The sequence below is a fragment of the Nonomuraea sp. NPDC049419 genome (assembly GCF_040676995.1).
Taxonomy (GTDB): Bacteria; Actinomycetota; Actinomycetes; order Streptosporangiales; family Streptosporangiaceae; genus Nonomuraea; species Nonomuraea salmonea.
Window position 1 is genome coordinate 58,749 of record NZ_JBFAQB010000032.1, and the last position, 20,314, is coordinate 79,062.

At 69.1% G+C, this 20,314-nt stretch carries 17 protein-coding genes; 11 read left to right on the plus strand and 6 right to left on the minus strand.

The genetic code is table 11. The features are described 5' to 3' along the window. Positions 1 to 13: 13 nt before the first annotated feature. The 3 genes from AB0K12_RS46095 to AB0K12_RS46105 form a co-directional block, all read right to left on the minus strand. Complete coding sequence (locus tag AB0K12_RS46095; RefSeq protein WP_345391266.1) at positions 14 to 988, minus strand: ABC transporter permease; 975 nt, start codon at positions 986 to 988, stop codon at positions 14 to 16. Further along, positions 981 to 1,925 carry an ABC transporter permease gene (locus AB0K12_RS46100; RefSeq protein WP_355414842.1) on the minus strand — a complete coding sequence of 315 codons (945 nt, stop codon included), beginning with the start codon at positions 1,923 to 1,925 and terminating at the stop codon, positions 981 to 983. Before AB0K12_RS46100 ends, AB0K12_RS46095 begins: the two co-directional genes overlap by 8 nt. Positions 1,926 to 2,050: 125 nt before the next feature. Continuing rightward, positions 2,051 to 3,559, minus strand: a complete 1,509-nt coding sequence (locus AB0K12_RS46105; RefSeq protein WP_364575275.1) for an ABC transporter substrate-binding protein — start codon at positions 3,557 to 3,559, stop codon at positions 2,051 to 2,053. Positions 3,560 to 4,161: 602 nt separating this feature from the next. On the opposite strand from AB0K12_RS46105, the gene AB0K12_RS46110 reads away from it, so the two are divergent. The 3 genes from AB0K12_RS46110 (at position 4,162) to AB0K12_RS46120 (ending at position 6,276) form a co-directional block, all read left to right on the plus strand. Beyond that, positions 4,162 to 5,097 (plus strand): ABC transporter permease, encoded by a 936-nt coding sequence (locus AB0K12_RS46110; protein WP_364575277.1) that lies wholly within the window; start codon positions 4,162 to 4,164, stop codon positions 5,095 to 5,097. Beyond that, positions 5,090 to 5,956 carry an ABC transporter ATP-binding protein gene (locus AB0K12_RS46115; RefSeq protein ID WP_364575279.1) on the plus strand — a complete coding sequence of 289 codons (867 nt, stop codon included), beginning with the start codon at positions 5,090 to 5,092 and terminating at the stop codon, positions 5,954 to 5,956. Before AB0K12_RS46110 ends, AB0K12_RS46115 begins: the two co-directional genes overlap by 8 nt. A gap of 164 nt (positions 5,957 to 6,120) precedes the next feature. Continuing rightward, positions 6,121 to 6,276, plus strand: coding sequence for a hypothetical protein (locus AB0K12_RS46120; protein ID WP_345391275.1), 156 nt, complete (start codon positions 6,121 to 6,123; stop codon positions 6,274 to 6,276). 735 nt (positions 6,277 to 7,011) lie between these two features. Here AB0K12_RS46120 and AB0K12_RS46125 read toward each other — a convergent pair. Together AB0K12_RS46125 and AB0K12_RS46130 are read right to left on the minus strand one after the other, a co-directional pair. Next, positions 7,012 to 7,974 (minus strand): hypothetical protein, encoded by a 963-nt coding sequence (locus tag AB0K12_RS46125; protein ID WP_364575282.1) that lies wholly within the window; start codon positions 7,972 to 7,974, stop codon positions 7,012 to 7,014. Positions 7,975 to 8,367: 393 nt separating this feature from the next. Beyond that, entirely contained in the window at positions 8,368 to 9,684 is a 1,317-nt protein-coding gene (locus AB0K12_RS46130) for a lysine 2,3-aminomutase (protein ID WP_364575284.1), read from the minus strand. Between the two features lie 176 nt (positions 9,685 to 9,860). Between AB0K12_RS46130 and AB0K12_RS46135 the strand changes: the two genes are divergently transcribed. The 5 genes from AB0K12_RS46135 to AB0K12_RS46155 all read left to right on the plus strand — a co-directional run bounded on the left by AB0K12_RS46135 (position 9,861) and on the right by AB0K12_RS46155 (position 17,147). Continuing rightward, on the plus strand, positions 9,861 to 10,421 hold the full coding sequence (locus tag AB0K12_RS46135; protein ID WP_364575286.1) for a DUF1707 domain-containing protein: 561 nt from the start codon (positions 9,861 to 9,863) through the stop codon (positions 10,419 to 10,421). Between the two features lie 141 nt (positions 10,422 to 10,562). Continuing rightward, entirely contained in the window at positions 10,563 to 11,582 is a 1,020-nt protein-coding gene (plsX, locus tag AB0K12_RS46140) for a phosphate acyltransferase PlsX (protein WP_364575288.1), read from the plus strand. A 73-nt stretch (positions 11,583 to 11,655) separates the two neighbouring features. Then, complete coding sequence (locus tag AB0K12_RS46145; RefSeq protein ID WP_364575290.1) at positions 11,656 to 13,968, plus strand: HAD-IC family P-type ATPase; 2,313 nt, start codon at positions 11,656 to 11,658, stop codon at positions 13,966 to 13,968. Next, positions 13,965 to 15,692, plus strand: coding sequence for an arginine--tRNA ligase (argS, locus tag AB0K12_RS46150; RefSeq protein ID WP_364575292.1), 1,728 nt, complete (start codon positions 13,965 to 13,967; stop codon positions 15,690 to 15,692). The genes AB0K12_RS46145 and argS overlap by 4 nt, the downstream gene beginning before the upstream one ends. Positions 15,693 to 15,812: 120 nt before the next feature. Next, positions 15,813 to 17,147, plus strand: coding sequence for a hypothetical protein (locus AB0K12_RS46155; RefSeq protein WP_364575294.1), 1,335 nt, complete (start codon positions 15,813 to 15,815; stop codon positions 17,145 to 17,147). Between the two features lie 254 nt (positions 17,148 to 17,401). On the opposite strand, the gene sepF is transcribed toward AB0K12_RS46155, so the two are convergent. After that, positions 17,402 to 17,785 (minus strand): cell division protein SepF, encoded by a 384-nt coding sequence (sepF, locus tag AB0K12_RS46160; RefSeq protein ID WP_355414820.1) that lies wholly within the window; start codon positions 17,783 to 17,785, stop codon positions 17,402 to 17,404. Between the two features lie 168 nt (positions 17,786 to 17,953). Between sepF and AB0K12_RS46165 the strand changes: the two genes are divergently transcribed. The 3 genes from AB0K12_RS46165 to AB0K12_RS46175 all read left to right on the plus strand — a co-directional run bounded on the left by AB0K12_RS46165 (position 17,954) and on the right by AB0K12_RS46175 (position 20,190). Next, complete coding sequence (locus AB0K12_RS46165; protein WP_364575297.1) at positions 17,954 to 18,766, plus strand: PhzF family phenazine biosynthesis protein; 813 nt, start codon at positions 17,954 to 17,956, stop codon at positions 18,764 to 18,766. A gap of 90 nt (positions 18,767 to 18,856) precedes the next feature. Then, entirely contained in the window at positions 18,857 to 19,390 is a 534-nt protein-coding gene (gene cpt / locus AB0K12_RS46170) for a chloramphenicol phosphotransferase CPT (protein WP_364575299.1), read from the plus strand. A gap of 212 nt (positions 19,391 to 19,602) precedes the next feature. Further along, the gene (locus AB0K12_RS46175; RefSeq protein WP_364575301.1) at positions 19,603 to 20,190 is read left to right on the plus strand and encodes an NUDIX domain-containing protein; all 588 of its coding nucleotides are present in this window, start codon (positions 19,603 to 19,605) and stop codon (positions 20,188 to 20,190) included. Positions 20,191 to 20,314 lie beyond the last annotated feature (124 nt).

A 20,314-nucleotide genomic window follows, 5' to 3' on the forward strand; every position in this document is an offset into this window, starting at 1 on the left:
TTGATCCCCCCTTCTACCTGAGCTTCGGGTCGAGCGCGTCGCGCACCGCGTCGCCCAGCATGATGAACGCGAGCACGGTGATGCTCAGGAACACGGCGGGGAACACCAGCGGCAGCGGCGCCTCCAGGAACCTGTTGCGCGCGTCGGCGATCATCAGGCCCCATGAGATGTCCGGCGACTGCACGCCCACGCCCAGGAACGACAGCGCCGCCTCGGCGGCGATGAAGCTGCCCAGGTTGATCGTGGCGACCACGATGACCGGCGCCAGCGAGTTCGGCAGCAGGTGACGGAACATGATCCGGCTCGACCCCGCGCCCAGCGCTCTGGCGGCGACCACGAAGTCCTGGCTCTTCGCGGTGATCACCGCCGCTCGCATGATCCGGAACACCATCGGCCAGCCGAGCACCGTCAGCGCCACGATCACCAGCAGGATGCTGTTGGCCTTGCCGCGGAAGGTCGCCGCGATCAGCAGCGCGCCGAGGATCGACGGGATGGCGAAGAAGATCTCCGTCAGCCGCGAGGCGATCGTGTCGGTCACGCCGCCGCGGAAGCCGGCGATGATGCCGAGCAGACCGCCGATGATCGTCGTCATGAGCGTGGTGAACACGCCGATGACGATGGAGTTGCGGGCGCCGTAGATGGTCCGCGCGTAGACGTCGCAGCCCAGGTTGTCGCGGCCGAACAGGTGGCCGGGCCCAGGGCCCTGCCGCGCCGTCGACAGGTCACAGGTCCTGGCGTTGTACGGGTCGATCGCGCTGAACAGCGACGGCCAGAACGACATGACGAGCAGCACCAGGATGATGATCACCGAGATGATGAACATCGGCCGGCGCCGCAGGTCGTGCCAGGCGTCGGTCCACAGGCTGGCGGGCTTGCCGCCCTTGCCTTCGGCGCCCTCGGTGTCGGGCGCCGCGGGGGCGACCGTGTCGGGTACGAGTGTCTGCGTCTCCGGGAGTCCAGGCCCGCCCGGTGGGGTTGGGTTACTCATAGCGGATCCTCGGGTCGAGCACGGCGTACAACAAGTCGACGATCAGGTTGGCCAGGATGTAGATCAGCACCAGGATGGTGACGATCCCGACGACAACCGGCTGCTCACGCAAGTAGACCGAGGTGAAGAGCTGGTTGCCGATCCCTTGGAGGTTGAAGATCGTCTCCGTGATCACCGCGCCGCCCATCAGGTTGCCGAGGTCGGCGCCCAGATAGGTGACCAGCGGGATCAGGGCGTTGCGCAGGCCGTGCCTGCCGATGACGCGCCGCCTGGACAGACCCTTGGCGATCGCCGTGCGGATGTAGTCCGCTCTCAGGGTCTCCACCAGGCTCGTCCTGGTGAGCCTGGTGAGGTACGCGACGGACACGCCGGCCAGCACGAAGCCGGGCAGGAGATAGCTGCGCAGCCCCGCGAACGTACCCGCGACGGGGAAGATGTCCAGCCCGGTCCACTGCTTGAGCTGCACGCCCAGGACGAGCTGCAGCACGAAGCCGGTCACCAGCGTGGGCACCGAGATCAGCAGCAGCGTGGAGGCGAGGATGGCGGTGTCGGTGGCCCTGCCGCGGCGCAGCGCCGCCCACAGGCCCAGGCCCACACCGAGGAGCGCCTCGATGATCAGGGCGGTCAGCGCCAGGTTCAGCGTGACCTGGAACTTGCCTGCCAGCATTTCCGAGACGGGCACATCGGCGAAGTTGACGCCGAAGTCGCCCCTGAAGAGCACGCCGCTGATGTAGTACCAGTACTGCAGGAGCAGCGGATCGTTGAGGTGATACTGCTCGCGCAGCACCTCCGCCACGGCCGGATCCGGCCGCTTGTCCCCGAACAGTGACGCGATGGGGTCGCCGGGCAGCGCGAAGACGATGCAGAAGATGAGTAGCGTGGCGCCGAGCAGGACGGGTATCGCCTGAATCAAGCGCCTGATGACATATCGGCCCATTAAGCCCTCCGGTACACACTTGGAGGCAGCCCTCGGAGTCCGTGATTTACCCGGTCCGAGTGACTGCCTCCAAGCTCAGCCCTCCGACGGGCGGGTGGCAAGGGCCACCCGCCAGGCGAACGACGTCAGGCCTTCTCGATGTCGGCCCATTCAACCTGGTTCAGCAGGTTGAGCTTGACGTTCTTGACCTTCGTGGAGTGGCCGAAGTTGCTCCGGTAGAAGTAAACCGGGATGTAGGGCAGGTCCTTCAGCAGGATGTCGTCGGCCTGCTGGTAGAACTTCAGGCCCTCGGCGGCGTCGGCTGCCTGGTCGCCCTTGGCCACCAGCTCGTCGAAGTCCTTGTTGGAGTAACCACCGTAGTTCGACCCGGTCTCGATGGCGCCGGTGCCGAAGATCGGGGTCAGGTAGTTCTCGGCCGAGGGGTAGTCGATGGCCCAGCCCATACGGAACAGGCCCGTGTACTCCTTGGCGTCCAGGGCGTCCAGGATGCCCTGGAACTTCTCGAACGGCTTCGGCGTGACCTCGATGCCCAGGTTCGCCCGCAGGTTGTTGGCGACGGCCTCGATCCACTCCTTGTGGCCACCGTCGGCGTTGTAGCCGAGCTCGATGGTCTTCGGGCCGTTCGCGGACTCGTACAGCTTCTTGGCCTCGGCCGGGTTGTACGTGCACGCCTCGCAGGCGCCCTGGCGGTAGCCGGGGATGGCCGGGTTGATGAAGTCGTCCGCGGGGGCGCGGGTGCCGGAGAAGACCGTGTCGGCGATGGTCTTCCTGTCGATGGCCATCGAGATGGCCTTGCGGATGTCGACGTTCTCGAAGTCCTTGTTGTACTTCAGCGGGACGCCGATGTAGCCGATGGCCGCGTCGGGCTCGTCGAAGTAGCGGTCGCCGAGCACGGACTTGGCCGTGGCGATGGCGGTCGCGGGCAGGGAGTCGTGGATGTCGAGGTTCTCGGCCTGGAGGTCGTTCCACGCGGTCTCGGAGCTGGTGTAGACCTTGAACTGGAGCTTCGTCCAGCCCGTGGGCTTCTTGCCCGGGAACTTGTCGTAGACCGACAGCTCGACGGTCGGGTCGGTGCCCTTCTTGTACGGCTTGTCCATTTTGAACAGGCCCTGGCCGATCGGCTTCTCGCCGTACTCCTGGGTGACCTTGCCGTCGGAGCCGATCGCCGACTCCGGCAACGGGTAGAAGGCGGTGTAGCCCAGCATGGTCTTGAACTGCGAGAACGGCGCGGTCAGGGTGACTTCGAGCGTGAGGTCGTCGACGACCTTCAGGCCCTTCATCTCCTTGGCCGTCGGCGTCTTGCCCTCACCCGGGTGCACGTCCTCGTAGCCGTCCACCCGGCCGAAGAAGTAGGACGAGCCCATGGCGTTGTCCTGCAGAGCGGCGTAGTTCCACGCACGGGCGTAGTCGGCGGCCTTGACGGGGGTGCCGTCGTGCCAGGTGTAACCCGACTTCAGCTTGATCGTCCAGACCTTGCTGTCTTCCGTGGTGATCGACTCGGCGGCTTCCTCGACCGGCTGCTTGCTCTCGTCGTAGCTCACGAGCGGCGAGAAGATCGCGGCAAGGACCTCGGAGCCCTCGGTCTCGGTCGTGTTCTGCGGGTTCAGGAGCTCCTGAGGCTCACCGATTTCCATGCGGACCGGCGTTTCTGCGCCGCCCGCGGCAGTGCCACCGTTGTCCGAGGCACCGCCGCCACACGCGGCAACCGCGAGGGCGAGCAGCGCGGTACCGGCGACGATCTGTGCGCCCTTAGTAACACGCATGGTGAAAGAATTCCTCCCTCTACAGGTGGGCGCCAAGCGCTGAGCTGCGGTGATCGTGAGCAGCCTGACGGGGAGTTCCTGGTATCCCCCCGGATTTGGCTGACATGGTCAAACCAGCCGACGCCCTGCCAGTCGATCGCGACTATCCCTTACTACTTGCCACCAGGGAGTCTCTGGCGCGTTGCAGTTCGGTCACACGTGTGCCTATCCAGCGTCACAGACAATCGGCCTGATGCCTCGCAAATGGTACAGAACACCGCAGACCGGCTGGGCCCGGACGTGAACAGTCGATGAAAAATACCCCCTACATGACGGTGATCGTGCCTCCGCTCACGCGGCCCGGCTCCCTGAGCTACGGTTGACCAGGTCTTGGTGACGCCTTGGAACCCGGCGCCACCGAAGACCGTCCAACAGTCTGTCGTCGACCCGTACGACAGGCACCCCACCACCCGGGATCCAATAGAGTCCTTGCCATGAGCCAGCCGGAATCCGCTGTCGCGGACGCCCAGGCGGGCGGCCGAAGCGGGCAGGAGCCGCTGGCCAAGCTCGCCAAGAGATACGGGCTTCGCCGTGCCATCGCGCGGCCGAGGTTCCCGGTATATCTGCGCCAGCTGTGGGAGCGGCGACACTTCATCCTGACGTACGCGACCTCGCGCAACGTCTCGAAATACTCCAGCTCCACGCTCGGTCAGCTGTGGCAGGTGCTGACCCCGCTGCTCAACGCCGCCATCTACTTCCTGATGTTCGGCCTCATCCTGGGCGGCGGCAAGGGCATCGAGAACTATCCGGCCTTCCTGCTGACCGGGATGTTCATCTTCACCTTCACCCAGCGCACGGTCACCGCCGGGGCCAAGTCGATCTCCGGCAACCTGTCGCTCATCAGGGCGCTGCACTTCCCGAGGGCCTCGCTGCCGCTGGCGTACACGATTCAGGAGCTGCAGCAGCTCGCCATCTCCATGGGCGTGCTCCTCGTCCTGGTGGTCGTCACGGGCGAGACGCCCACGTGGTTCTGGCTCATGATCCCCGTGGTGCTCGCGCTGCAGACGCTGTTCAACATCGGGGCCGGCCTCATCGTCGCCCGCCTCGGCGCCACGATGCGCGACCTCAACCAGCTGCTGCCGTTCATCACCCGCACCTGGCTCTACGCCTCCGGCGTCTTCTTCTCCATCCAGGACAAGGTGGTCGGCTCGGCGGAGCTGCCCCAGTGGGTGGCCAACGTGATGTACCTCAACCCGGCGGCGTCGTTCATCGAGTGGATGCGCGAGATCCTCATCCACAGCTATCGGCCGGAGTTCGGCCACCACCCGCCACCGATGGTGTGGATGTCTTGCGTATTCTGGGCGGTGTTCGCACTCGGCTTCGGCTTCTGGTACTTCTGGCGGTCCGAGGAGAGGTACGGGCGTGGCTGAACTGACCAAGGAGCTGTCACAGGTGAAGGGCGACAAGCCCGCCGTCCCCGGCAAGGACGCCAAGAAGCGTCCCACCCCGGAGCCTTCGAGCAAGCGGCCCCTCGACGTGCCCACGGGCACGCCCACGGTCATCGTCGACGACCTCCACATCGTCTACCGCGTCTACGGCGCCGCCTCCGACTCCGAGAAGGGCAACGCGGTCAACGCCCTCACGCGCATCCTCAAGCGCCAGGGCCGTCCGCAGATGAAAGAGGTCCACGCGGTCAAGGGCGTGACGTTCGTCGCCTACCACGGCGACGCCATCGGCATCGTCGGCCGCAACGGCTCCGGCAAGTCCACGCTGCTGCGCGCCATCGCCGGCCTGCTGCCCCCGCACAAAGGAGCCGTCTACACCGACGGCCAGCCCTCGCTGCTCGGCGTCAACGCCGCGCTGATGCGCGAGCTGACCGGTGAGCGCAACATCGTCCTCGGCTGTTACGCCATGGGCATGACGCCCGCCGAGGTCAAGGAGAAATACCAGGAGATCGTCGACTTCTCCGGCATCGACGAGTTCGTCCAGCTGCCGATGTCCACCTACTCCTCCGGCATGGGCGCCCGCCTGCGCTTCGCCATCTCCTCCGCCAAGACCCACGACGTCCTCCTCATCGACGAGGCGCTGGCCACCGGCGACCGCGAGTTCCGCAAGAAGAGCGAGGCCCGCATCCGCCAGATCCGCGAGTCGGCCGGCACCGTCTTCCTCGTGGCCCACGACCTCAGGGTCATCGAGGAGACCTGCAACCGGGTCATCTGGCTGCACAAAGGCAAGATCAGGATGGACGGCGACCCGAAGGAAGTCATCGCCGCCTACAACAAGGGCTGACCTTCTCGCTTCCCGCCCCCTGCACGACGATCGTGCGGGGGGTTCGTTCTTGTGTACGAAACGTGTGCGACGCGAGGGGCAAAAGACTGACAGCGCGGCGGGGGTTCCGCTAGGATTCGAACGTCAATTCGATCCGAGGAACGGTGATGGAGTGGGGGCTCGCGATGGGAGAGCTTTCGGCCGCGATTGACCACCTGGCCACCGAGGATGTGTCCGAGATCCCGCGGATCCAGCTGGCCGAGCAGCTGCTGGAGCTGCACTGGCAGATGGCCCGCCTACAAGCCCAGATAGCCCGCCGCACCGGCGTCCGCCTCCCCTGACCACCCACCCGGGCCGCCGCAGAGCCCCGTTCGAGGGGCCGTACGGGCTCTGGACGCCCGAGCGGCCGGGAAGCCTCGGGAGGTGACACACCCACAGCCGCTGACGCCCCAGCACCCACCACAGCGCCGCCCACCCCACCACCCCCACCCCGAGACGAGAGAAGCCGAGCCCAAGGGAAGGGACAGCGCCACCCGAGCGAGAAGGCCGAGGCCCGGGACAGCTCTCCACCCACCCCCGAGGATGAGGAAGGCGGGGCTCGGCACGGCATGCGAAAGCCGCCGACCCCTGGGGGCCGGCGGCGGGGCGGGGCTCGCGTGGCGCCGCTGCCCTGCAGTGGCGGCGCCGTACGCGAGCACGCCCGGGGCGAGGGCGCGTCCGCCCTGCCCGTCAGTCGGACCGCCCGCGTGCCGCGGAGGTCCTCGTCATCTCTGCGCGTCAGTGCCTCAGGCGCCCGGCACCTGGGACCATCCTGATCGGCCTGCCGCACCCGGCCACGACGCCCGTCACCTCACCGAGGGAGACACCGCCGGAGCCGCCGGAGGGGGAATCCGCCGCGGCAGCCGGCGATCGCGCCGGGGAACACCGGATCCAGCTGGAGGGGAGCCCGTTGCGGGGGCCTGGGAGGCGGGTCGTGAAGTCCGGCGGTCGGATGCACGGGCGTCGGCACCTTTGACGTCCGCGTACCTTCATGCCGGTTCAAGGACGAGCCCGCGCTCACCCCCGGCCCGCGAGGGCTAGTGGTGGGCGGTGACGCCGCGCACCGAGCCGGTCAGCGCGTCGGCGGTCCAGCCCAGGGCGGTGACCACGTCGCTGTAGGAGCCCGCGGCCTTGGTCCCACGGTTGGCGACGAAGGCGGCGGTGTCCTCGACCAGCGGCGCGAGCTCGTCCATGGCGACGGCCTGCGTCGTCCCCGGGACCGCCTCGACGACCGGCGCCACCTCGGCGGGCGCGACCCGGCCGACGACCGGCGACAGCCGGCCGCTCGTGGCGTGCGGCAGCGCCCGCGCGGCGGCGTCACTGAGCCCGGCCACGAACGAGTCGGCCGAGACGGCCCGCAGGCCGGAGGTCGCGCTGTTGACGGTCTTGGCGGTGACGCCGCTGGTGTCGGCGACGCTGCTGCCGGAGGCCGGCAGCAGACCGGCGCCGGGCAGGCGGCCGAGCGCACCGCCGACGGGCGAGGCGAGCACGCCGTTGACCGTGCTGAGCGCCGACGCCGCCGGGGCGGCGCCCTGGGCGCGGCCGGACTTGACGGACGGCTGCGCCATGCGCGCCGCGCCCAGCAGGGGCAGCGACGAGGTGAGGGCGCCGCCGCCGAACGGCATGCTGGAGACGATGGGCGACAGCTCAGGGATGGGCCCGCCGGTACGCGTGATGTCCTCGAACCCGTTGCCCCTGGCCTCGGCCTGCTGCTGCATCCGCATCTCGTTGAGCCGGTCGCGCTCGACCTCGCTCATCTGGCCGGACGGAGCGGCCGCGGACTTGGCCTTGCTCCCGGGGAGCAGGCCGCCCAGCAGGTCGCCGCCGACCAGGCCCCCGAGGAGGCCGCCGAGCGGGCTTGCTCCCGTGGTGCCCCCGCCGTCGACCGGCGCGTGCGCGGCGGTCTCTGATTGAACATCGGCTTGCGCCGGCACGGCCATGGCCGCCGCCGCCAAGCCGAAAGCTGTGACGGCCAGGGCCGTCTTGACTACTCGATTCATGATTGCCTTCCCGGCTCGTGATCGATCGCTCTCGAATGCGATGGAAATGCGAATCGATAACCCCCGTATGCCGTCGCGTACGCGCTATGGGCACCACACTGAGCGTGTCGCCACGGCTGAGCTACGAAAGCAGTTCTATCACTCGCCCGGAGTGGCCGCAGGCGCATGAATGCCCATGTAGCAGGGGTTTGCAGCCCGGTTACCGAGTAAAGGGGGAGCGTTGAGCGGGGAGACAAAACGGGATTCAGGCGGCCTTGTTCACGATAAAGCGCGGACAAGACCGCACGAAGTCGGAAGCGCCCCGGCGGCCCGTGAACAAAGGGTCGCGAAAACAAATGTCACGGGCCGGGGGCGCGGTTTTTCTGCGGTCGCGGCGGACGCGCGCGACCGGCGTCAGGCGGGCAGCAGGTCGTCCGCGCTCTCGAACGGGAAACGGTCGGCGAGGGCCGGCCGCAGGTCCGACAGCCAGACCGCCGACGGGTCGTAGCGGGCGAAGAAGGGCCGCCCCACCAGCGACGGGTCGCGGGCCTGGATGAAGTGGAGCATGAACACCTTCTCGCCGGCGATCTCGGTGACGCCGTCGACGCAGACCTTGCCCGGCGTGGCCGACATGGACGGCCCACGCACCGTACGGCAGAGGCCGGAGACCGAGGAGTAGGCGTCCCTGAAGATCTCGTACGCCTGCGCCAGCGGCACCGCGAAGTAGTCCTGGGGGCCCGTGTCGCGCTCGACGAACATGTAGTAGGGGATCATCCCCATCCTGTGCTGCCGCCGCCACATGGACGACCAGGTGGCCGGGTCGTCGTTGATCGACCTGATCAGCGGCGCCTGGGTCCTGATCGTCGCCCCGCTGCCGAGGATGTTCTTGACCGCCGACTCGACCAGCGACGACTCCAGCTCGCGCGGGTGCGAGAAGTGAGCCATGAACGCGAGGTTCTTGCCCTTGGCCACGACCTGCTCGAACAGCCGCATGGTCTCGCCGGCGTCGGGGTCGGTGGTGAAGCGCTGCGGCCAGTAGGCGAGCGCCTTGGTGCCGATCCGGATGGATTCGAGCTGCTCCAGCTCAAGGAGCGGCTCGATGTAGCGCCTGATCACGGGCTCACCCATGATCATCGCGTCGCCCCCGGTGATCAGCACGCTGGTCACCTCGGGATGCTGGCGGAGGTAGCCGACCATCTGGTCGATGTCGTCGGAGGCGAACTTCAGGTCCGCGTCACCGACGAACTGCGCCCACCGGAAGCAGTAGGTGCAGTAGGCGTGGCAGGTCTGCCCCTGTTTGGGGAAGAACAGCACGGTTTCCGGATATTTGTGCTGCATGCCAGGGACGGGCTCGTCGCCGATCTTCGGGACGTTGAGCTCCTTCTGGCCTGCGGGGTGCGGGTTGAGCTGGGCGCGTACTCGATTGGCCTCCGCCTGGATCTCGGCGTTCGGCGCCTCGGCCTTGAGCAGGTCGGCCAGCCGGGCGACGTCGGCTGCGGGCAGCATGTCCTCCTGTGGGAAGACCAGCCGGTAAATCGGGTCGTCGGGAGCAGCCGACCAATCTATGAGTTCATCCACGACGTAGGCGTTGGTCCGGAAAGGCAGCACCGTGGCGACGGCGCGCACCTTGAGGCGCGCATCGTCTCCGAGCCCCGCACGCCGCAGGAGCTCGTCGAGGTGCTTGGACGTGTACGCCCGGAAGCGTCGCGTGCCAGCTTGGTTCAAGATCACTAGGCCTTTCCCATCTTTTTTGTTCGATCGCGTGTAAACCCCACGACCCTGTCGCGCGTCTACGGTTCTTAATACCCGGACGCGCCTACCGCCGTCACCGGTTCCGCCGGTCTCCAAGTTTTCCTTGAGGTTCGAGCACTCGCGACATATCGCGTCCGGGCGTACACTGACATATCGTGACCCAGGATCCGCAGCTCCGCGCCTCAGACGAAGACCGCGACCGCGTGGCCGCCGTCCTGTCCGAAGCACTCGCCACAGGAAGACTCACCAGCGTCGAGCACGCCGACCGCCTCGACGTCGCCTACAACGCCAAGACCGTCGGCGAGCTGGTCCCCCTCACCCGCGACCTGCCCGACGTGACCGCCTCGGCCGCTCCCGCGGCCATCGAACGGCAGGTCATCACCTCCACCTTCAGCAAGATCGTGCGCAAGGGCCGCTGGGTGGCCTCCCGGCACCTCAAGCTCCGGGCCGGCTTCGGCGCGCTCGTCATCGACCTGTCCGACGCCGTGCTGCCCGGCCGCGAGATCACCATCGAGACCAGCGCGAACTTCAGCAAGGTCATCGTCAGGGTGCCCGCGGACGCCCGCGTCATCGACGAGGGCGGCTCCGTCTTCGGCAAGCGCAACGTGAGCACCGCGGGCGGCAGCGGCGACGGCCCGCTGATCCGGCTGACCGGCTCGTCCGCGTTCTCGAAGGTCATCGTCACCCGCGGCCTGGACGACTGGAACCTGCGCTAGCCGCGACGCGCCCCCGGCCGGGGACCACCCAGGCCTACCCGCCGGTTAACCTGGCACCTGCCGTGCCTGCGATGCGGACATCCGAGCCCGCGTTCCGGCCCAAGCCGTGACGGCGGGCTCGAAGCCGTACGAGGTGACCATTTGTCAGAGAGCAGGCCGATCGCGCTCGACGCCATGGGCGGCGACCACGCGCCCCACGAGATCGTGGCCGGAGCCGTGCACGCCGTCCGCGAACGCGGCCTGCCCGTCGTGCTCGTGGGCTCGCCCCGCGTGCTGTACGAAGCGCTCGCCGACCACGACGCCACCAAGGAGATCCCGATCGTCAGGGCCGAGGAGGCGCTGGCCATGGACGAGGGCGCGCTGGCCAGCCTGCGCCGCCCCAGGTCCAGCATCGCGGTCGCCTGCCACCTCGTCCGCCGCGGCGACGCCGCCGCGGTCGTCTCCGCCGGATCGACGGCCGGCGTCGTCGCCACCGGCCGGCTGCGGCTCAAGGGCCAGCAGGGCGTGCTCAGGCCGGCCATCGCCGTCACGCTCCCCACCCTGCCCTCCCCCACGGTCCTCGTGGACGCCGGCGCCAACGCCGAGGCCAAGCCGGAGATGCTGCTGCAGTTCGCGCACCTCGGCGCGATCTACGCCGAGCTCGCCCACGGCGTCCACGACCCCAAGGTCGGCCTGCTCACCATCGGCAGCGAGGCCGAGAAGGGCAACAAGGTCGTCAAGCGCGCCCACGAGCTGCTCCAGGCCGGCCCCGGCCTGCACTTCGCCGGCAACGTCGAGGGCCACGACCTGCTGACCGGCAAGGTCGATGTCATCACCTCCGACGGCTTCACCGGCAACGTCGCGCTGAAGACCATGGAGGGCGCCGTCCGCTACGCCTTCACCGAGCTGCGGGAGGCGATCGAGGACAGCAGGATCGCCAGGCTGGGCGCCGCGCTGCAGCGCTCCCGCATCCGCGACCTGCGCCGCCGCCTCGACGCCGAGGCGTACGGCGGCGCCGTCCTGCTCGGCCTGAACGGCACCGTCGTCATCGCCCACGGCGCCTCCAAGGCCCAGGGCATCAGCGCCGCCTGCCGGCTCGCCGCCGACCTGGCCGCCGCCGGAGTCGTTCCCGCCATCGGCGAGCGCATGGCCGCCACGGGCCGCTCCCATCGATTGTGGTGACAGAATCAAGTCACCCTCGAGGAAGGGCGCCGACCCTTTAGGGTGTGACCGATCCACAGAAACGGGGGGTTATGTGGACGGGCTCACCTCGGTGGTCCACGGGCTCACGTCCGCCCAAGTAGCGGGGGCCAAGGCCAACCATGTGCCGCGCCGATCAAGCAGGTCGCTGAGCGCCATCCTCAGGGCGAACGTGTTCACCCTGTTCAACCTGGTCATCGGCGTGCTCTGGGCACTGATCCTGATCTTCGGCGAGTGGCAGGACGGCCTGTTCGGGCTGGTCATCGTGGCCAACGCGCTGATCGGCATCGTCCAGGAGCTGCGCGCCAAGCGCACGCTCGACCGGCTCGCGGTGATCAACGAGGCTCCCGTACGCGTGCGCCGCGACGGCGAAGAACGCCTGGTCGGCCCCCGCGACGTGGTGCTCGGCGACCTCATCCTGCTCGGCCCCGGCGACCGCCTGCTGGTCGACGGCGAGGTCGTCCACTCCGACGGCCTCGAGATCGACGAGTCGCTGCTGACCGGCGAGGCCGACCCCGTGCACAAGCGGCCGGGCGACCAGGTGCTCTCGGGCAGCTTCGCGGTGGCCGGCTCGGGCGCGTTCGTCGCGACCAGGGTCGGCACCGACGCCTACGCCGTGCAGCTCGCCGAGGAGGCCAGCCGCTTCCACCTCGCCCACTCCGAGCTGCGCGCCGGCGTGGCGAACTTCATCAAATACATCACCTGGCTGGTCGTCCCGATCGGCGCCCTGCTCATCTACAGCCAGCTGAACAACTCGGCCGACCTGGGCACCGCCATCACCGGCGCGGTCGCCGGCATCGTCACCATGATCCCCGAGGGGCTCGTGCTGATGACCTCCATCGCGTTCGCCGTCGGCGTCGTCCGCCTCGGCCGGCGCCGCTGCCTCGTCCAGGAGCTGCCCGCCATCGAGGGCCTGGCCAGGGTCGACGTGCTCTGCCTCGACAAGACCGGCACGCTCACCGCCGGCGGCATGGACCTCGACCAGGTGCTGCCCGTACGCGACGGCCAGCCCGTCGAGCAGGCTCTCGCCGCGCTGGCGAACCTCGACGACCACCCCAACGCCACCGCCGAGGCCATCAGGTCCCGCCACCCCGCCACGCCCGCCGGCTGGAGCGCCCGCACGAGCGTGCCGTTCTCCTCGGCCCGCAAGTGGAGCGGCGCCGACTTCGGTACGCGAGGCACCTGGCTGCTCGGCGCCCCCGACGTGCTGCTCAAGGGCGGCGACGCCTACGACAGGGCCGCCGAGCTGGCCGCGTCGGGCACGCGCGTGCTGGCGCTGTGCCGTACCGACAGCTTGGAGAGAGCTCAGAACGGGCACGCCGAGATCGAGGCCGTCGCGCTCGTCACGCTCAGCCAGCGCATCAGGCCCGACGCCCGCGAGACCCTGCGCTACTTCGCCAAGCAGGGCGTCACGGTCAAAGTGATCTCCGGCGACAACCCGCTGTCGGTCTCGGCCATCGCCACCGGCCTCGGCATCCCCGGCGCCGAGCGCGCCGTCGACGCCCGTACGCTCCCCGCCGACCCCGCCGCGCTCGGCGAGCTGGTCGACCGCCACACCGTCTTCGGCCGGGTCACCCCGCAGCAGAAGCGCGCGTTCGTCACCGCGCTCCAGGCCCGCGGCCACACCGTCGCCATGACCGGCGACGGCGTCAACGACGTGCTCGCGCTCAAGGACGCCGACCTCGGCATCGCCATGGGCGCCGGCAGCCCGGCCACCAAGGCGGTCGCGCAGGTCGTGCTGCTCGACGACACCTTCGCCACGCTGCCCCACGTCGTCGGCGAGGGCCGCCGCGTGCTGGCCAACATCGAGCGCGTCGCCAACCTGTTCCTCACCAAGACCTTCTACGCGATCGTGCTGTCGCTGCTCGTCGGGCTGGCCGGCATCGCGTTCCCGTTCGCGCCCCGCCACTCCACCCTGACGAACGCGCTGGTCATCGGCATCCCCGCGATCTTCCTCGCGCTCGCGCCCACCCTCGAACGCTCGCAGCCCGGGTTCGTGCCCCGGGTGATGCGCTTCGCCGTACCGGCCGGGGTGCTGTGCGCGCTGGCGGTGCTCGCGACGTTCTGGGCCGCCCACCACGGCTCCTCCGATCTGCTGGAGCACCAGACCGCCGCCGTCGTCACCCTCTTCCTCACCACCTGGTGGGTGCTCGTGCTCATCGCCAGGCCGCTCAACTGGTGGCGCGGAGCGCTGGTCGGGGCCATGGCGGTGTTGTTCGCGATCGGGCTCGCGCTGCCGTTCGTCAGAGACTTCTTCGCCCTCCAGCCGGGCGATCTCGGCAACGACCGGACCGCCGTCGGCATCTCCCTCGTGGCGGCCGTAATGATAAGCGTGGCGGTCAAGCTCGCCGGTACCCTTAGACCATGACCGACCCGCAGAAAGTGCTCACCGAGCGCGTCCAGCAGGCGCTGGCCCGCGCGTTCGGCTCCGAGCACGCCGACGCAGACCCGCTGATCCGGCCCTCCCAGTTCGCCGACTTCCAGGCGAACGTCGCGATGAGCCTGGCCAAGCGCCTGCGACGGAGCCCGCGGGAGGTCGCAGAGGCGATCAGGGCCGAGCTGTCCGACTTCCCCGGCACGGTCGAGGTCAGCGGCCCAGGCTTCCTCAACATCACCCTCGACGACGCCTGGATCGCGGCCGAGGCCGGCGAGATCCTCGCCGACCAGCGGCTCGGCGTCGCCACCAGCACCCCGCCGCAGACCGTGGTGATCGACTACTCCGCGCCCAACGCGGCCAAGGAGATGCACGTCGGCCACCTGCGCACCACCATCGTCGGCGACTCGCTGGCCCGCCTGCACGAACACGTCGGCGACACCGTCATCAGGCAAAACCACCTGGGCGACTGGGGCACCCCGTTCGGCATGCTCATCGAGCACCTGCTCGACATCGGCGAACCGGCCGCCATCGCCCAGCTCGAGGCCGGTCAGGGCACCGAGTTCTACCAGGCGGCGCGCGCCAAGTTCGACAGCGACGAGGCGTTCAAGGCGCGCGCCCGCGCGCGGGTCGGCACCCTCCAGTCGGGCGACCCCGACACGCTGCGGCTCTGGCACGTCTTCATGGACGCCACCGTGCGCTACTTCAACAAGGTCTACGACATGCTCGGTGTCACCCTCACCGACGCCGACATCGCCGGCGAGAGCATGTACAACCCCATGCTTCAAAAGACCTGCGACGACCTCGAGACGTCCGGCACCGCGCAGCTGAGCGAGGGCGCGCTCTGCGTCTTCCCGCCCGGCTTCACCGGCTCCGACGACAAGCCGCTGCCGCTCATCATCAGAAAGAGCGACGGCGGCTACGGCTACGCCACCACCGACATGGCGGCCGTCCGCTACCGCGTCCACGACCTCAAGGCCGACCGCATCCTCTACGTCGTCGGCAGCGACCAGGCGCTGCACTTCCGCATGGTGTTCGCCGCCGCCCGCATGGCCGGCTGGCTGCCCGACAACGTCTCGGCCGAGCACGTCCAGATCGGCATGATGCTCGGCAAGGACGGCCGGCGCTTCAAGACCCGCTCCGGCGAGTCCGTCAAGCTGATGGACCTCCTCCAGTCGGCCGTCGACAAGGCCGCCGCGCTGATCGCCGACCGCGGCTACGACGCCGAGACGCAGGAGGAGATCGCCCACGCCGTCGGCATGGCCGCGGTGAAATACGCCGACCTGTCGGTCAGCCACGACAGCGAATACGTCTTCGACCTCGACCGCATGGTGGCCTTCACCGGCAACACCGGCCCCTACCTCCAATACGCCCAGGCCCGCATCCGCTCCATCTTCCGCAAGGGCGAGATCGACCCCGCCACCGCGACCGGCCCCATCAGGCTCGGCGCCGCGCCGGAGCGCGCGCTCGCCCTGCAGCTGCTGAGCTTCGGCAGCGTGGTCGAGCAGGCGACGGAGCTGAGCGAGCCCCACCGGCTGTGCGCGTACCTCTACGCCACCGCCTCCGCCTTCACCGACTTCTTCGAGCAGTGCCCGGTGCTCAAGGAAGGGGTCGACCCCGACACCCGCGCCTCCCGGCTCGCCCTGTGCGCGCTGACCCTGCGGGTGCTCGAAACGGGGCTCGGTCTCCTCGGTGTCCCTGTCCCCGAGCGCATGTAAACCGGCAGTTGGCTCAAAGTCTCCCCTATCGTCGTGGGCGCGCCTCCACCCGGTTCGCGCGCCCCAACGGCTAGGCTTTACGCGGTCATGAACCGCGGCCGAAACGGGGAGTTCTCTGCCTTGAGCACGGACCTGACTGCGAGCCCCCCAGCAGCGACCGAGTTGCACCGTTATGCCGAGGCGCTGGTGGCACACCTCGCCGCCAACGGCGCCGCACCACCGGCCGCACCGAGCTTCAGCGACATACCCGGCTACTGGCTGCCACCGGCCGTCGAGGCGCTGGTCGCGCTGCTCGCCGGCGACGACCCGCTCGAGCCGCTGAGCCGGGCCGCCGGGCGCGACCAGCAGCAGACCGCGCTCTTCCTCTGCCTCGCACTCGCCGTCTCCGGGCAGGGCAGCCGCATCCACGCGTCCTGGCTCGGCACGGCGTTCGGCGAGCTGTCGATCGACCGGCCCGTCACCCACGGCCAGCGCTCGCTCTGGCTGGCCGCCGCCCGGGGCGCCTACGGGCCCGCCGGCAAGATCTTCGTGCTGCGCAAGCTCGACGCCCTCGCCGTCCAAAACCACGCCGACGCCCAGCAATGGGTGCAGGCACTGGTGCCCGGCGAGCCCTCCGTCGTCGTGCCGCCGTCGCTGGCCGACTTCCCCGAGATGGCGGAGATCCCCGACCTGGCCAAGCCCGCCGTGGCCGCCGCCCGCCTGGCCCGGCTGCGCGCCCGCTGCGCCGAGATCACCTCCGCCCGGCAGTCCGAGCAGACCCCCGGTGCCCCGCTCGACAACAGCGCCGGCGACCCCGCAGGCAGCTGGGCCGAGGACGAACCGCTCGCCGTGCTGCGCTCCCTCATCGGCCAGGGCGGGCCGGCCGGGCCGATGGCCTCGCTCAGCACGTACCTGCTCGACGACCTGCGCCCCGGCGCCGATCCGCACCTGGCGGCGATCGCCCTTCACGTCGCCGCGCCCATCCTGCGCGGCGTGGCCGAGGAACTCGAAGCCGACAGCCGCCTCGAACCACCCGAGACACTCACCGTTCCGCTGCTCGGCCACCGCATCCGGCTGCACCCTGAAGGCCCCGACCAGGAGTCGCTGGCCGCGGCCGAGCACTCCATCCTCACCGAGGGCGTGGTGCCGCGCGGCCGCCCGTGGGCCGCCATCGTGCTCATCGTCCTCGGCGTGGCCTGCCTGATCGGCGCCGTCGTGGCCGAGCACCTGCTCGCCGCCGCGGGCGTCGCCATGATCGGCCTGGCGGGCTGGCAGCTCTGGCAGCGCCGCAAACTCGTCGAGGCCGACGCCCGCTACGTCGCGGGGCAGGTCAGCGAGCTGAAAGAGCTGGCGGAGGGCGCGGTGTGGGCGCTGCACGCGTACGCACGGGAGGCCGAGGCCCGCGCCAAGGAAGCCGCCGAAGACGCCACAGAACTCACCCGCCTGATCCGCCGCGGCCCCCGCGCCGCCCACTGACGAAACCCGACCAAAACCACCGGCCTTCTCCACAGCCGGCCCGCCCGCGTGGCCGGCCGCTCACGAAGTGTGAGGGCCGGAGGGCCCAAGGGTCCCCCGGCGAAAACAGGGGAATGGGCGCGGCCTGGGACCGGGAGGGAGACGGCCCAGCTCGCACGGCATCGACACGGCGCCACGACGGCGTCGAGACGGCACCCGGCCACCTCGGCCGGGCCCGGCGCGCGGAATCGCCGGCGTGAACCGGCGCCACCCGGTCAGGTGGTCTCGATCTCCACGTGCGCCGGCGCGAGCAGGAACACCCGCTCCGCGATGCGCTCGATCCGGCCCTCGCACCCGAACGCCAGCCCGGCCGCGAAGTCCACCATCCGCGTCGCCTCGGACATCGACATGCCCGTGACATCCATGATCACCGTCTGGCCGTCACGGAAATGCTGGCCGATCAACGGTGCGTCGTTGTACTTGAGCGGCTGCACCATGACGATCCGCGACGAGTCGACGTTCGCACGCCACCTGCGGGCGGCCCGCTCGGTCGCCGGGACGTATTCGTCCTCGTACTGCTCGTCGTACTCGTAGCCCTCGTCGTAGTGCTCGACCCCGCTCAGGCCAAGGTAGCTCACCACCTTGCGCACTGCCCCCATCGGCTTGTCCTTTCCTCAGGAACTCACCGTAATCGGCACGTCCCTACACATTGGACGGTAACCGACGATTCCGCATTCGCCACGCGACACGCCCAGCCCTAATTCCATTTTGTACGGCTTGCAGCCCGCTTGCAGCTGGATATCCGCCCCCCGTATACCATCGGCCACATGCGCCTCTTCACCGTCGACGCCTTCACCGGCACAGCTTTCAAGGGTAATCCCGCAGCCGTCTGCCTGCTGGACTCTCCGGTTACTGACCGATGGATGCAGAGCGTAGCGGCCGAGATGAACCTCTCCGAGACCGCTTTCCTGCTCGGAGATTCCCTGCGCTGGTTCACCCCCGCCGTCGAGGTCACGCTGTGTGGCCACGCCACGCTGGCCACCGCGCACGTGCTCTATTCGACAGGAGCCGCGACGGGCCCGCTCGAATTCCGTACGGCCAGCGGCACCCTTACCGTGAATCGCCGCTCCGACGACATGATCACAATGGATTTCCCGGCCAAGGAGGTGACCTCCGCCACCGTTCCTCCCGGCCTGGAGAAAGCGCTCGGCGTCACCCCGGTACGGGCCGGAAAAAGCCAGCTCGACCTGCTGGTGGAGGTGGACTCGGCGGAAACGGTAGCGGCCCTGACCCCCGATATCCCCGCCCTCACCGCACTCGACGCGAGAGGCGTCATCGTCACCGCCGCCGCCTCCAAGACGAACACCGGGACAGCCGCAGGTGCGGATACCGAACTGGATGCTGGGCCGGATTTCGTCTCCCGCTTCTTCGCCCCGAACGTCGGCGTCCCCGAGGACCCGGTCACCGGCTCGGCCCACTGCGCCCTGGCGCCGTACTGGGCGGACCGCCTCGGCCGTACGTCTCTGGTGGGAGCGCAGCTGTCCAAGCGCGGAGGGGTCGTACACGTCACGTACGCCGGCGATCGCGTTCACCTCGCCGGCCAGGCGGTCACAGTGATGTCCGGCACCCTGCACTTCTGACCCGGAAAGATCGCGCCAAACGCATGCGGTCTCGCTGAGCTGCCGAAAACCCGTTTCGGGCCGCCGCCGCACCCTCGTAAGGTAGCCCGCATGGCAACGAACGTCATCGTGCTCAACGGCGGATCCAGCTCCGGCAAGTCAGGCATCATACGCTGCCTGCAGGCCATCCTGCCGGTCCCATGGCTGGCCCTAGGGGTCGACACGATGGTCGATGCCTTGCCCGCGGCTTTGCAGGCGTCGGAGGCGGGCCTCGACATCGGCCCCGACGGCAGCGTGAACGTCGGGCCCGAGTTCGCCGCCCTCGACCGAGCCTGGTCCGAGGGCGTGGCCGCGATGGCCCGCGCCGGAGCCCACATCATCATCGACGACGTCTTCCTCGGCGGCGCCCACTCCCAGGAACGCTGGCAGAAGGCCCTAGCCGGCCTCGACGTCCTATGGGTCGGCGTCAAATGCGACAGCGACGTTGCCGCCGGCCGCGAGCTGGCCCGCGGCGACCGCGTCCGAGGCATGGCCGCCCAGCAAGCGGACTTGGTCCACCAAGGCGTCTATTACGACGTGGAGGTAGACACCACCCACGCCGAATCCCTGGCCTGCGCCCGCACCATAGCCACCCACGTCACCTGAAACCCACCGGGCACTGACAACGCACACCCGCGACCAGCACGACGAGGCCATGAAGCCGGGAGCTTAAGGGGGCCACGAGGCCAACGGCCAGCCAGGCACGGACCAGGAAGACGCCGAGCACAAGGGCTCAAACGGACCACGGCCCACGGCTCCCCCGAAAGCCCAGCACCATCGTTACCGTCACAGAGCGCCGACTCGTGGGAGGACGTCTCTTGCCGCAACGCCAGCAGGTCACCGTCGACGTCCATGTGATCCTTGAACGAGACGGCGACATCTTGCTCTGCCTACGCCAGGGCACCGGCTACCGGGACGGCTGGTTCTGTCTCCCCTCAGGCCACCTGGACGACGGCGAGACGGTCATCGAATGCGCGCTACGAGAAACCAGGGAAGAGGTAGGCGTTCACCTTGATCTCGTCACTCTGCGCCCGGCGACCGTCCTCCATCACCTGAACCCCGAAGGCAAGCCCCGCATCGGCTTCTTCTTCGCCACCAGTCATTGGGCAGGCGACATCATCAATGCCGAACCCCACAAGTGCGCCGCCGTCGAATGGTTCCCGGCCCACCGCCTACCGGACAACACAGTCCCGTACACGATCGCCGGCCTCGATCACTACCACCGCGACCAATCCATTGGAGTCAGCGGCTGGCCCCACCACGGGAACCTCACCCCCTCCGAGGGAGGAAGGACTGGGCGGGGCACCTGGGGCTCGGGGATCGAGGGCTGCGCTGAGAGGCGCCTGGACGAACCCCACCAACTCACTCAGCAACTCCCCCGGCGCGACCCAGGGCCCGCATCATAACGCCGACAAGCTCCCGAAGAGGACGAGCGGCCACCCGAAAGACCACAGCCCTCCAAAACCCCGCACCCGAAAAACAGCGACCCCCGAAGACCCCCGCACAGACGACGAGACCGCGACCTCCCCA